14 protein-coding genes and 2 tRNA genes are annotated in these 13236 nt (G+C 57.3%); 11 read left to right on the top strand and 5 right to left on the bottom strand.

Annotated elements, in window-relative coordinates:
- Positions 1-9: 9 nt before the first annotated feature.
- The 3 genes from SCU88_RS10795 to rnt all read left to right on the top strand — a co-directional run bounded on the left by SCU88_RS10795 (position 10) and on the right by rnt (position 2370).
- Positions 10-1113, top strand: a complete 1104-nt coding sequence (locus tag SCU88_RS10795; RefSeq protein WP_175341377.1) for an N-ethylmaleimide reductase — start codon at positions 10-12, stop codon at positions 1111-1113.
- Between the two features lie 99 nt (positions 1114-1212).
- On the top strand, positions 1213-1620 hold the full coding sequence (gloA, locus tag SCU88_RS10790; protein WP_175341376.1) for a lactoylglutathione lyase: 408 nt from the start codon (positions 1213-1215) through the stop codon (positions 1618-1620).
- A gap of 96 nt (positions 1621-1716) precedes the next feature.
- A complete protein-coding gene (gene rnt / locus SCU88_RS10785) occupies positions 1717-2370 on the top strand; it encodes a ribonuclease T (RefSeq protein ID WP_138097279.1) in 654 nt (217 codons plus the stop codon).
- 61 nt (positions 2371-2431) lie between these two features.
- Here the strand turns inward: rnt and SCU88_RS10780 are convergent, their stop codons facing one another.
- A complete protein-coding gene (locus SCU88_RS10780; RefSeq protein WP_138097278.1) occupies positions 2432-2779 on the bottom strand; it encodes a Grx4 family monothiol glutaredoxin in 348 nt (115 codons plus the stop codon).
- Positions 2780-3109: 330 nt separating this feature from the next.
- Between SCU88_RS10780 and SCU88_RS10775 the strand changes: the two genes are divergently transcribed.
- A complete protein-coding gene (locus SCU88_RS10775) occupies positions 3110-3781 on the top strand; it encodes an NlpC/P60 family protein (protein ID WP_175341375.1) in 672 nt (223 codons plus the stop codon).
- A gap of 31 nt (positions 3782-3812) precedes the next feature.
- Here the strand turns inward: SCU88_RS10775 and SCU88_RS10770 are convergent, their stop codons facing one another.
- Positions 3813-4985 carry an MFS transporter gene (locus SCU88_RS10770; RefSeq protein WP_175341374.1) on the bottom strand — a complete coding sequence of 391 codons (1173 nt, stop codon included), beginning with the start codon at positions 4983-4985 and terminating at the stop codon, positions 3813-3815.
- Positions 4986-5176: 191 nt separating this feature from the next.
- Positions 5177-5266, bottom strand: a complete 90-nt coding sequence (locus tag SCU88_RS10765) for a YnhF family membrane protein (protein WP_138097275.1) — start codon at positions 5264-5266, stop codon at positions 5177-5179.
- 300 nt (positions 5267-5566) lie between these two features.
- On the opposite strand from SCU88_RS10765, the gene purR reads away from it, so the two are divergent.
- A complete protein-coding gene (gene purR, locus SCU88_RS10760) occupies positions 5567-6592 on the top strand; it encodes an HTH-type transcriptional repressor PurR (protein WP_175341373.1) in 1026 nt (341 codons plus the stop codon).
- 35 nt (positions 6593-6627) lie between these two features.
- Here the strand turns inward: purR and punR are convergent, their stop codons facing one another.
- A complete protein-coding gene (punR, locus tag SCU88_RS10755) occupies positions 6628-7539 on the bottom strand; it encodes a DNA-binding transcriptional activator PunR (RefSeq protein WP_138097273.1) in 912 nt (303 codons plus the stop codon).
- 119 nt (positions 7540-7658) lie between these two features.
- Here punR and punC point away from each other — a divergent pair, with 119 nt between their 5' ends.
- Both punC and cfa read left to right on the top strand, forming a co-directional pair.
- Complete coding sequence (gene punC, locus SCU88_RS10750) at positions 7659-8843, top strand: purine nucleoside transporter PunC (protein ID WP_175341372.1); 1185 nt, start codon at positions 7659-7661, stop codon at positions 8841-8843.
- Between the two features lie 315 nt (positions 8844-9158).
- Positions 9159-10307: a cyclopropane fatty acyl phospholipid synthase gene (gene cfa / locus SCU88_RS10745; protein WP_175341371.1), complete on the top strand. Its 1149-nt coding sequence runs from the start codon at positions 9159-9161 to the stop codon at positions 10305-10307.
- Positions 10308-10354: 47 nt separating this feature from the next.
- Here the strand turns inward: cfa and SCU88_RS10740 are convergent, their stop codons facing one another.
- Positions 10355-11005 carry a riboflavin synthase subunit alpha gene (locus SCU88_RS10740; RefSeq protein WP_175341370.1) on the bottom strand — a complete coding sequence of 217 codons (651 nt, stop codon included), beginning with the start codon at positions 11003-11005 and terminating at the stop codon, positions 10355-10357.
- Positions 11006-11268: 263 nt separating this feature from the next.
- Between SCU88_RS10740 and mdtK the strand changes: the two genes are divergently transcribed.
- From mdtK to SCU88_RS10720, 4 genes are all read left to right on the top strand, one after another.
- Positions 11269-12642, top strand: a complete 1374-nt coding sequence (gene mdtK / locus SCU88_RS10735) for an MdtK family multidrug efflux MATE transporter (RefSeq protein WP_138097269.1) — start codon at positions 11269-11271, stop codon at positions 12640-12642.
- A gap of 151 nt (positions 12643-12793) precedes the next feature.
- Positions 12794-12870 (top strand) — tRNA-Val (locus SCU88_RS10730).
- A 3-nt stretch (positions 12871-12873) separates the two neighbouring features.
- A tRNA-Val gene (locus tag SCU88_RS10725) sits at positions 12874-12950 on the top strand.
- Between the two features lie 136 nt (positions 12951-13086).
- Positions 13087-13227: a hypothetical protein gene (locus SCU88_RS10720; RefSeq protein ID WP_138097268.1), complete on the top strand. Its 141-nt coding sequence runs from the start codon at positions 13087-13089 to the stop codon at positions 13225-13227.
- Positions 13228-13236 lie beyond the last annotated feature (9 nt).

Below are 13236 nucleotides of genomic sequence, written 5' to 3'. Positions count from 1 at the left end.
GGAGTTAGCATGTCAAATCAACACCAGAAACTGTTTAGTCCCCTACAGATGGGGGCGATTGAGATCCCTAATCGGGTGATTATGGCTCCCCTTACCCGCCTGCGCAGCATTGAGCCGGGGGATATCCCCACGCCGCTGATGGGCGAATATTATCGCCAGCGCGCCAGTGCGGGACTTATCATCAGCGAGGCGACCCAGATTTCCGCCCAGGCGAAAGGCTATGCCGGCGCTCCCGGTCTGCACAGTCAGCCGCAGATTGATGCCTGGCGTCGCATCACCGATGGCGTTCATGCCGAAGGTGGTCATATCGCCGTTCAACTATGGCATACCGGCCGTATCTCCCATAACAGCGTACAGCCGGAAGGCAAAGCGCCGGTCGCTCCTTCCGCTATCCGCGCCGAGGGTCGTACCAGCCTGCGCGATGAAAATGGCAAAACCATTCGCGTGGATACCTCCACGCCGCGAGCCCTTGAGCGGGACGAAATCCCCGGCATTGTCGCCGACTTCCGTAAGGCGGTGGAAAACGCCCGGGAAGCCGGTTTCGATATGGTGGAACTGCACGGCGCGCACGGTTATCTGATTCACCAGTTCCTCTCCCCGGCCTCCAACCTGCGTGAAGACGAGTACGGCGGGAGCATTGAAAACCGCACCCGCTTTGCGCTGGAGGTGGTGGACGCCGCCATTGCGGGCTGGAGCGCCGATCGTATCGGGATCCGTATCTCGCCCCTGGGGCCGTTCAACGGGCTGGATAATGGACCCGACCAGGAAGAGGCCGCGCTGTATCTGATAGACGAGCTGAATAAACGCAAGCTGGCTTATCTGCACGTTTCCGAACCGGACTGGGCCGGTGGTCAGCCTTACAGCGACGCGTTCCGTCGCCAGGTACGCCAGCGCTTTAACGGCGTGATTATCGGCGCCGGAGCCTACACCCGTGAAAAAGCGGAACAGATGATTGAAGCAGGTTATATCGATGCTGCCGCCTTCGGACGCGACTGGATAGCCAACCCGGATCTGGTGGCGCGTCTGCATAACAATGCCCCTCTTAACTCTCAACGTACCGAAAGTTTCTACGGCGGCGGTGCTGAAGGTTACACCGATTACCCCACCCTCTGACCCTCTATCATTGATAGCGGCGCCCGTTCGCCGCTATACTCCTTAGTACGTTCTATTTTATCGACGGATAATAAAAAACCGTTAAATTACGAGGACTTTATGCGCTTACTCCATACCATGCTGCGCGTTGGCGACCTGCAACGCTCCATCGATTTTTACACCAATGTGCTGGGCATGAAACTGCTGCGTACCAGTGAAAACCCGGAATACAAATACTCCCTGGCCTTCGTAGGCTACGGCCCGGAAAGCGAAGAAGCGGTCATTGAGCTGACTTATAACTGGGGCGTGGAAAGCTACGATCTGGGCAACGCCTACGGCCATATTGCCCTGAGCGTGGATAACGCCGCTGAAGCCTGTGACCGTATCCGCAGCAATGGCGGTAACGTCACCCGTGAAGCAGGCCCGGTTAAGGGCGGCACCACCGTGATCGCCTTCGTGGAAGATCCTGATGGCTATAAAATTGAGCTGATCGAAGCTAAAGACGCCGGAAAAGGTCTGGGCGACTAATCTCCACGGGGCGCCACGGCGCCCCGCTTACTGCATTAAGCCCCAAAATTTGCCATAATACCCGCTGCTCGTTTTCCCCGTAACAAGAGACTCCGGATGTCCGACAACGCTCAACTGAACGGTCTGTGCGACCGCTTCCGCGGCTTTTATCCCGTTGTAATCGACGTGGAAACTGCCGGTTTTAACGCAAAGACCAACGCCCTGCTGGAGATAGCCGCCATCACGCTGAAAATGGACGAAGATGGCTGGCTGACAACCGACGAGACCCTGCACTTTCACGTTGAGCCCTTTGAAGGTTCGATTCTGGAGCCGGAAGCCCTGGCCTTTACCGGTATCGACCCCCATAACCCGCTACGCGGCGCGGTCAGCGAATACGATGCTCTGCATGCCATCTTCAAAATGGTGCGCAAAGGGATTAAGGCAAGTCACTGTAACCGGGCAATTATGGTGGCGCACAATGCCACCTTCGATCACGGATTTATGATGGCGGCCGCAGAACGCGCTGGCCTGAAACGCAACCCGTTTCATCCGTTCGTCACCTTCGATACCGCGGCCATGAGCGGCCTGGCGCTGGGCCAGACCGTACTGGCAAAGGCCTGCATCGCCGCCGGGATCGCCTTCGATGCCGAACAGGCGCACTCCGCGCTCTACGACACCGAACAGACCGCTCAACTGTTTTGTGAAATTGTTAACCGCTGGAAGCGACTGGGCGGCTGGCCGTTACCTCAGGTCGAAAGCAACGAGGCCTGATCCCTGGACGTAAAAAAGGCGGTTCATCATGAACCGCCTTTTTGATCGACAACAGAATCAATTATTCCGCGTCTGACTCTTCCGGCTTGTGCTTTGCCGCAGCCTCTTTGATCAGCGTCTGCAGTTCGCCGGCCTGATACATCTGAATGATGATATCGCAACCGCCAACCAGTTCACCTTCCACCCACAGTTGCGGGAACGTCGGCCAGTTAGCATATTTCGGCAGCTCGGCGCGAATCTCCGGATTCTGCAAAATATCCACGTAGGCAAAACGCTCGCCGCAGGCAGCCAGCGCCTGTACAGCCTGAGCGGAGAACCCACAGCTGGGTAATTTCGGTGATCCCTTCATGTACAGCAGGATGGGATTCTCGTTAATCTGACGCTCAATTTTTTCGATAGTGGTGCTCATTGTCATGCTTCCTCAAGCTTTTTACGGCGTTAGCCTTACATTGTAGCCACTCACGGGCAACGGTAAAACACCCACTTTCACAGGGTTATCCCCATCGGGCCACGCGGGGGTAAAGCTGCATGCAGAATAACACTTTAGCCGGGTCGTCGTGAACCGCCTCAGAGCTGCGTCCAGCCTGTTTTGGCGTAAAAACGTTCGCTTTGCTTCCATCGTCACGTCTGGAAACAAAAAAGCGGCTTCCCGCATGAGGTTTCTGTGGATTAGAATCCTCTGACTCCCGAAGCCGACGCCGCCCGGCGCCGCACTAACCATCGTTCAGGAAGTTAACGAGTGGCCCGAAACAGAAAATTTGCGCTTACCGTTTGCGCGCTGTTCCTGAGCAGCGCCCTGGTGCCCCATGCCCTGGCGGCAGGACACAGCCACCAGACGACCGAGCACAAGGCCCGCGCCCATAAATCCGGCGTCAGCCATAAAACGGTACTGCGCACCAGCAAACGCCACACCGGCGCCCGCAGCAAAAAACGCCCGACGCAGCGTAAAACCCGGCCCCATCATACCGGCACTACCTCAATTGCCAGCGCCCATAAGGACAGAATCGAAAAAGCCCGCAAAGTGGCGATGAATAAATTAATGAATCAGCTCGGTAAACCCTATCACTGGGGTGGAAGCTCACCGCGTACCGGCTTCGACTGCAGCGGTCTGATCTGGTATGCCTACAAAGATTTAGTCAATATTCGTATCCCCCGTACCGCCAACGGCATGTACCATCTGCGCGATGCAGCACCAGTGAACCGCAGCGAGCTACAGCGCGGCGACCTGGTCTTCTTCCGTATTCGCGGTCGCGGCACCGCCGATCACGTCGGGGTCTATGTGGGCAACGGTAAGTTTATCCAGTCCCCGCGTACCGGGCGCGACATCCAGATAACCTCTCTGAGTGATAACTACTGGCAGCGCCACTACATTGGCGCCCGTCGGGTGATGACGCCAGACACTCTGCGCTAACGCCCCCACTGACAAGGGGGCGTCGCTGTGGTTATTCGGCATCCGCCGCCAGCGTCTGATGCGGCGCTTTGCGCGATGAGAACAGCACCAGCAGCAGCCCCAGCGCGGCGATAATGCCCCCCATGACCGGCACGAAGCTATATCCCAGGCCACCGGAGATCACCGCCCCGCCCGCCGCAGCCCCCAGCGCATTACCAAGGTTAAAGGCGCCGATATTGACCGACGACGAGAGCCCTGGCGCCTCATGGGCCACTCGCATCACCCGCATCTGCAGTGGCGGAACCACGGCGAAGGTCGCTGCCCCCCAGACCACCATGGCGATGGCGGCACCGACTTCACTACGCGCCAGCCAGGGGATCGTAACCATAATCACGGTCAGCAGCAGTAAAAACCCTTTCAGGGTGCCGTTGACCGAGCGATCGGCAAAACGGCCGCCAAGATAGTTGCCCAGTGAAAAACCCAGCCCAACCAGCACCAGCATACCGGTAATAAAACCCGGCGAAGCATGAGTCACCCGCTGCAACACTGGCGAAATATAGGTATAAAGCGTAAACATCGCCCCCGCCCCCAGAACCGTGGTCAGCAGCGCCATCAGTACCTGAGGGCGCATCAGTACCCCCAGCTCGCGCTTCACGTCCGGACGATCGCCCGCGCCGCCCGCAGGCAGCGACAGCCACAGGCTTAACATCGCCACCACGCCAAGACCGGCGGTGGCCAGGAAGGACATACGCCAGCCAATGGCGCTACCCAGCCAGGTTGCCGCTGGCACGCCGCCGATATTGGCGATGGTCAGCCCCATAAACATGGTGGCGACCGCGCTGGCCTGCTTCTCTTTAGGGACCAGACTCGCCGCCACTACCGAACCCAGCCCGAAGAAGGCACCATGGTTAAGGCTGGTGATAATCCGGGAGGCCAGAAGCCAACCATAGCTGGGCGCCAGCGCCGACAGCACATTACCGACAATAAAGATTCCCATCAGAAACAGCAGCGCGCTGCGTCTGGCACGATGTGACAGCAGCAGCGTCATCAACGGCGCTCCCACCATAACGCCAATCGCATAAGCGCTGATCAGCATACCGGCCACGGGGATGGAGACACCCACCCCATCGGCGATAACGGGCAGCAGCCCCATGGGCGAAAATTCTGTTGTTCCTATACCAAATGCCCCAATGGCCAGCGCCAGTAAGGGGAAATTAAATTTCATTGTTATTTCTCCGGTAAATTCGGGAGACAGCTTCCGCCAGGGCGGAACTCACTGCTGCCGGAAATCGTCAGGCGGAGAATAATGACAGTCTGCGGGGGAAAGTTAAAGACGTGTTAAAAGCAAAAGGCTGTTGCGCAAATAGCAATAATAGAAAGGCCCGGATACGCAACGACGCGCATCCGGGTCGGGGATTAATGCAGTACGGCAGTCAGTGCGCCGCACACAATCACGCCGAGCGCGATAATAGTGGTGACCAGCGAGTATTTCAGTTCGGTACTCATGATTTTCTCCTGTGCTTTTTTCCATATTAGCGTAATGACTGATTCATTTTCCCACAAACGACCCTGAAAATCCTGTATCAAGTGGCCCTGAATGCAGATTTCCTCTTCCACTTTTAGCAAAGATAGGACAAAATCCCCGGCTAACGTGTTTTTACGCCGTCCGGTAATGCCCTCCTCCCGTCCAGTGTCGCTTCCCCGACATACCTGCAACCTGAAAAGTTGCGCCCCGGGATAAGTCCAGGCAAACGATTAACCGGCCGGTATTCAAGGAGACCAGGAAATGGCCGGGAGTGACGACTGATGGCAACAATCAAAGATGTGGCAAAGCGGGCAAACGTCTCCACCACTACGGTGTCGCATGTTATCAATAAAACCCGCTTTGTCGCGGAAGAGACCCGTAATGCGGTATGGGCCGCCATCAAAGAGCTGCACTACTCGCCCAGCGCCGTAGCCCGCAGCCTGAAAGTGAATCACACTAAAACCATCGGGCTGCTGGCCACCAGCAGTGAGGCCCCCTACTTTGCGGAAATTATCGAAGCCATAGAGAAAAGCTGCTTTGATAAGGGCTATACCCTGGTGCTGGGCAACGCCTGGAATAACCAGGAGAAACAGCGCGCCTACCTGTCGATGATGGCTCAGAAACGCGTCGACGGCCTGCTGGTAATGTGCTCGGAATATCCGGAACCGCTACTGGCGATGCTCGAAGAGTACCGCCATATCCCAATGGTGGTCATGGACTGGGGCGAAGCGAAAGCTGATTTCACCGACTCGGTCATCGATAACGCCTTCGAAGGCGGCTATATGGCGGGACGCTACCTGATTGAACGCGGCCATCGTGATATCGGCGCGATTCCCGGCTCCCCGCACCGCAATACCGGCGCGGGCCGTCTGGCAGGCTTTAAGAAGGCGCTGGAAGAAGCGCGCATCAAACTGAATGAAAAGTGGGTGGTGCAGGGAGACTTCGAGCCGGAATCCGGCTACCGCGCCATGCAACAGATTCTGTCTGCCGCCCAGCGCCCCACGGCAGTATTCTGCGGCGGCGATGTGATGGCGATGGGCGCCCTGTGTGCCGCCGATGAAATGGGGCTGCGGGTGCCCCAGGATATTTCGATTATCGGCTACGATAACGTGCGCAACTCCCGCTACTTTACCCCGGCGCTGACCACCATCCACCAGCCCAAGGACTCACTGGGGGAGACCGCCTTTAATATGCTGATTGACCGTATCGTCAATAAGCGCGAGCAGTCCCGCACCCTGGAGGTTCACCCGCGCCTGATTGAGCGCCGCTCGGTGGCCGATGGCCCGTTCCGCGACTATCGCCGCTAAGTACCACTATCGCCGCCAGGCACAGGGGAGCCCGCTCAACCGGGCTCCTTCAGCCACTCCGCATTCAGCGTTTCGCTATCCCCCAGATAATCCAGCAGCCAGCCCAGCACCGGTGAGTCTTCGTTCTGGCGCCAGCTCAGACAGCAGGCGGCATCAGGAAAGCGATTCTCCAGAGCCAGCGCTACCCACTGACCGCTTTTTATCCGCGGTTGCGCAACGTGGGCTGGTACCATGCCGACACAGAGCCCGGCATCCAGGCACTCTCTTGCCGTCTCCCAGTCCGGCACCACCATGCGCCGCTGGTTATCCAGCAGCCAGGTCGTACGCTTGGGGAGTGAGCGCGAGGTATCTTCCAGGACCAGCGACGGCCAGCGTCGCAGTCGTTCATCATCCAGCGCCCCCTCCGCTACCGCCAGCGGATGACCGGACGCCACCACGCAATGCCAGCGCAGCATCCCCATATCCCGAAAGGCGTAACGGCCACCAACCGGTACTGCCCGGGTGGCGCCGATCGCCAGCTCTACGCGCCCGTCCTCCAGCGCGTCCCATACGCCGTTAAACACTTCACGAGAAACCCGCAGCTCCACATCGGGGAAATGGCGGTAGAAATCCAGCACCAGTTGGCGGGTACGCGCCGGTTTAACGATGTTATCCACGGCGATGGAGAGCTGCCCGCGCCAGCCGTTGGCAATCTGCTGGCAGCGCTGACGGGTGGAGAGCATTTTTTTGATAACCTCCCGTCCTTCGCGCAGAAAAAAGGCCCCGGCCTCCGTCAGTTCGACATCTCGATGGCGGCGCACGAACAGCGGAACCGCCAGCCACGCCTCTAACTGACGTACCGTATAACTGACCGCCGAAGGCACCCGGTGCAGCTCCTGGGCTGCCGAACTAAAGCTGCCGTTGCGGGCAACAGCATCCACCACTTCCAGTGAGTATTCCGACCACATATCTGCCTGCAAAAAATTTGAATGCAACAGGCAAATATTAGCGTTTCACAAGCAATGATGCACTCCTTACACTGCGCCCATTCCCTGCATTCACCCAAAAAAGATCTTAGAGAGAAATCATGCAACCTGGAAAAGGATTTATGGTCTGGCTGGCCGGTCTGAGCATTATCGGCTTTCTGGCCACCGATATGTATTTGCCGGCGTTTTCCGCCATGCAGCAGAGTCTGAACACCAGCCCTGGCGCTATTAGCGCCAGTCTGAGCCTGTTTCTGGCAGGTTTCGCGCTGGCGCAGCTGATCTGGGGACCGCTGTCGGACCGTTTTGGCCGCCGTCCGATACTACTGGCGGGGCTGGCGCTGTTCGCCTTCGGCTGTCTGGGAATGCTGTGGGTCAAGAGCGCGACCATGATGTTGGCACTGCGCTTTATTCAGGCGGTTGGGGTCTGTGCCGCCACCGTAAGCTGGCAGGCGCTGGTCGCCGATCGCTATCCCGGCCCGCAGGCAAAACGGGTTTTCGCCTCTATTATGCCACTGGTCGCGCTTTCGCCAGCGCTGGCGCCTCTGCTGGGTAGCTGGCTGCTGGTGCATTTCGAATGGCAGGCCATCTTCCTCGCACTGTTTATCATTACCCTGCTACTGATGGCCCCCGCATTGCGTATGGCGCCGCAGCGTCCCAAACCGCACAGCGAGGTGGCGAAAACCGGGTTCCTGATGCTGCTGCGCTGCCGCAGCTATCGCGGCAACGTCATGATCTATGCCGCCTGCTCCGCCAGCTTCTTTGCCTGGCTGACCGGCTCGCCGTTCCTGCTACGCGAGCTGGGCTACGGGCCAGGCGCCACCGGCCTGAGCTACGTCCCTCAAACCATCGCCTTTCTGATTGGTGGTTACGGCTGTCGCAGCGCCCTGTCGCGCTGGGGTGGCGAACTGCTGCTGCCCTGGCTACTGGGCCTCTATGCCCTGAGCGTACTGGCAACCTGGGGCGTGGCGCTTTCCGGCCACGCAACCCTGACCCTGTTGCTGATCCCCTTCTGCCTGATGGCGCTCGTGAACGGTGCTATCTATCCCATCGTCGTTTCGGCGGCCCTGCTGCCTTTTCCGGGAGATGCCGGTCGCGCCGCCGCGCTGCAAAATACCCTGCAGCTCGGTCTGTGCTTTCTGGCCAGTCTGCTGGTCTCCTGGGGCGTTGAACAACCGCTGCTCACCACCACCGGAGTGATGATGGGAACCGTGGTGCTGGCGCTGGCAGGTTACCTGATGCAGCGCGTTTCGCACCAGCAATGGCACCCCTCACGCCAGGTAAAATAACGGGCTGGATAATGAGAATCGCCTCTAATTAGGGCGCTAACAATTTTTTATTGAATCACTTTTATCAGAGGCATATACTGAAAAACAGCTCTGGATAAATACCATAAATATTATGTATTAACGGGAGCACCCTGCCCCCGTTTTCTCTTGTTTGAGGGTCTTACAAGGAAGACTTCTCCTTTCTTTATTCACGTCGGTTATCAGACGCTCGGATTTTCCGTGAGAATTCTCACAAGGCCAAAATAGCGACTACGCTTTTTCTGATAGCGTGAGTGCTGTAATGGACCCGATCGCACATAGGTGATGGAGAAGGCTATGAGTTCATCGTGTATAGAAGAAACCAGCGTCACTGACAGCGAGTGGTATCGCATCGCCAGTGAAATGCTCGGACGGGCCGGTATCAACATAAATGGCGCCACTCCGGGCGATATTCAGGTTAAGAATCCCGACTTCTTCAAGCGTGTATTACAGGAAGGCTCGCTGGGTCTGGGCGAAAGTTACATGGACGGCTGGTGGGAATGCGACAGACTCGATGTCTTTTTTACCAAAGTTCTGCGCGCTGGCCTGGAAAATCAGCTGCCGCACCACCTTAAGGATACGTTGCGCATCGCCGCCGCCCGCCTGGTCAACCTGCAAAGCAAGAAACGGGCGTGGATCGTCGGCAAAGAGCATTACGATCTCGGCAACGATCTGTTTAGCCGGATGCTGGATCCCTGGATGCAATACTCCTGCGGTTACTGGAAAGAGGCCGACAACCTGGTGGACGCTCAACAGGCCAAGCTGAAGATGATCTGCGAAAAGTTACAGCTCGCCCCCGGTATGAAAGTGCTGGATATCGGCTGCGGCTGGGGCGGCCTGTCTGAATTCGCCGCGCGTCATTACGGCGTCTCCATGACCGGGGTAACGATCTCCGCCGAACAGCAGAAGATGGCTCAGGCCCGCTGTGAGGGGCTGGATGTCACCATCCTGCTCCAGGATTACCGCGATCTCGACCAGCGCTTCGACCGCATTGTCTCGGTGGGGATGTTCGAACACGTTGGTCCGAAGAACTACGATACCTACTTTTCTGTGGTCGACCGCAACCTGAAGCCGGACGGGCTGTTCCTGCTACATACCATCGGCTCCAACAGAACCGACCACAACGTCGATCCCTGGATCAACAAGTACATCTTTCCCAATGGCTGCCTGCCGTCGGTGCGTCACATCGCCGAAGCGAGCGAAGGTCGACTGGTGATGGAAGACTGGCATAACTTCGGCGCCGACTACGATAAGACGCTGATGGCCTGGTTCGAGCGCTTCCAGGCCGCCTGGCCGGAGATCGCCAGCAATTACAGCGAACGCTTTAAGCGGATGTTCACCTATTACCTGAATGCCTGCGCCGGCGCCTTCCGCGCCCGCGACATTCAGCTGTGGCAGGTAATGTTCAGCCGCGGCATCGAAAACGGCCTGCGGGTTGCCCGCTAAAAAAGACCCCGGCACAAACGCCGGGGTCTTTTTTATCTACAGGCGCATCAGGCCTGCTGCGCCTGCTCTGATGCCGCTTCAATCGCCGCTTCCCGGCTGGCCATCACCCGTTCGACGGTATCAACAATAGCCTGGGTTTGCGGATCGATCTCAATATTAATGCTGTCGCCCAGCTTTTTCGCCCCCAGGGTCGTACGTTGCAGCGTTTCCGGAATCAGATGCACGCAAAAGCGGCTGCTGGTCACTTCCCCCACCGTCAGGCTAATACCATCAATACCGATGAAACCTTTGTGCAGAATATATTTCATCAGAGTACGGTCCTGAGGTTTAAACCACACCTGGCGGTTATTTTCCGAGGTCAGCACTTTAACGATTTCAGCCGTGGTAATAATATGGCCGGACATCAGATGGCCGCCTATTTCATCGCCGAATTTCGCAGCCCGCTCCAGATTAACCTTATCCCCTACCTGCAGCTGGCCCAGATTGGTCAAACGCAACGTCTCTTTCATCAGATCGAAACTGATCTGCGCGCCGTTAATCGCAGTAACGGTCAGACAGCAGCCGTTATTCGCCACCGATGCGCCAGTCTCAAGCCCCGGTAGTAACGCTTCCGGCAGTTCGACGACGTGGGTGCGGAAGTTGTCTTTATCTTCGATGGACACCACCCGACCGGTGCCCTGCACAATACCAGTAAACATATTTCACTCCAGATACGCCGTGCGGCAAACACAGGCCGTGTCCCGCAATTATACATGAGCAGGCAGGCCGCTATGGCACAGAAGGCCATCACCATAGCAGCTGGCAATAAAGGTTGCCAGATATCCACAATAACCCGGTACTATTTCGCTGACTTAATGGCCAACAGCAGCTACAATATCCGGCTAAATTCCCGCTTTTTTTCTGGCTGCCTTTCACAGGCGGCCTTTTTGTCTCTCTATACAACAATAATACAGGTGTTTCCGTGCAGAAGTACTTAAACGAAGCGCGTCAGTTATTGGCTCTGGCTATCCCCGTGATCTTTGCCCAGGTCGCTCAGACCGCCATGGGCTTTGTCGATACCGTGATGGCTGGCGGCTACAGCGCTACCGATATGGCGGCAGTGGCTATCGGTACCTCTATCTGGCTGCCGGCAATCCTCTTTGGGCACGGCCTGCTACTGGCGTTAACGCCAGTGGTGGCGCAGCTTAACGGTTCCGGCCGTCGCGATCGCGTAGCGTCCCAGGTTCGCCAGGGGTTCTGGCTGGCAGGCGTGGTTTCAGTGCTGGTGATGGTGGTGCTGTGGAACGCAGGCTATATCATTCACGCCATGCACAACATCGACCCTCTGATGGCCGATAAAGCCGTCAGCTACCTGCGCGCCTTGCTGTGCGGCGCCCCCGGCTATCTGTTTTTCCAGGTCGCCCGTAACCAGTGCGAAGGACTGGCAAAGACCAAACCTGGGATGGTAATGGGCTTTATCGGCCTGCTGGTCAATATTCCGGTTAACTACATCTTTATTTACGGTCACTTTGGTATGCCGGAACTGGGCGGTGTCGGCTGCGGCGTGGCCACCGCGGCGGTCTATTGGGTGATGTTCCTGTGTATGCTGGGCTGGGTGAAGCGCGCCCGTTCGATGCGCGATATTCGCAATACCGAACGCTTTGGCGCGCCGGACTGGCAAATTCTGAAGCGCCTGGTGCAGCTGGGGCTGCCCATTGCGCTGGCGCTGTTTTTTGAAGTCACGCTGTTCGCCGTGGTGGCGCTGCTGGTCTCGCCATTAGGCATTATCGATGTGGCCGGGCACCAGATTGCCCTTAACTTCAGCTCGCTGATGTTCGTCCTGCCGATGTCGCTATCGGCGGCAGTGACGATTCGCGTTGGTTACCGACTGGGTCAGGGGTCGACGCTGGATGCCCGCACCTCAGCCTGGACCGGAATAGCCGTTGGCATCATCATGGCCTGCATGACCGCGCTGTTTACCATACTGCTGCGCGAGCCCATCGCCCTGCTGTATAACGATAACCCGGCAGTGGTGGCATTAGCCTCCCACCTGATGTTACTGGCGGCGGTCTACCAGATCTCCGACTCTATCCAGGTGATCGGTAGCGGCGTGCTGCGTGGCTATAAAGATACCCGCTCCATTTTCTTTATTACGCTGACCGCTTACTGGATTCTGGGACTGCCCAGCGGCTATCTGCTGGCCCTGACGGATCTCGTGGTTCCGGCCATGGGACCGGCCGGTTTCTGGATTGGCTTTATTATTGGCCTGACTGCCGCCGCTATTATGATGGTCCTGCGCATCCGCTGGCTTCAGCGTCAGCCTTCCCTGCTAATTTTGCAGCGCGCCGCACGCTAAACGATCAATGGCCGCCTGCGGGCGGCTGTTTTTTCAACGCATTGCGCAGTTGGTCAGCAATCGCGTGAATTTCCCGGGAAATTTATCATTTTCCCCTTGCCAGGCACCATCGCTGTCGTTAATATTCGTCCCCGCTGTCACCTACAGCATTGCGTTCATAGCTCAGTTGGTTAGAGCACCACCTTGACATGGTGGGGGTCGTTGGTTCGAGTCCAATTGAACGCACCATTCGCGTCCGTAGCTCAGTTGGTTAGAGCACCACCTTGACATGGTGGGGGTCGGTGGTTCGAGTCCACTCGGACGCACCATTTCAGGTGCATCCTCGCGTTTTACTCCTTAGTTTTCCGTTCGTTTTCCCCGCGATTGAATCGGCATCCGCTGGCGTAACGGCCGTTTTCCCCTATAATCGACCCGAAGTGAAACTGAACTGACTACAGGTGATTTATGGAAATCGATCTCGACAATCTGGTCATTAGCGGACTGGAAGAAGCAGAAGAGCGTAATGCTGAACGTCTGGAAGAGGCGGACAAAAAAGCGCAGGCTATCGTTGCCGATGACGACTGTGGTGACGCCTGTAAGATCTGATACGAAAAT

It is taken from the genome of Jejuibacter sp. L23 (genome assembly GCF_050815825.1).
Classification (GTDB): domain Bacteria; phylum Pseudomonadota; class Gammaproteobacteria; order Enterobacterales; family Enterobacteriaceae; genus Jejubacter; species Jejubacter calystegiae.
Note: the sequence above shows the minus strand (reverse complement) of the source record. Positions and strands in the feature narration are given on the sequence as shown.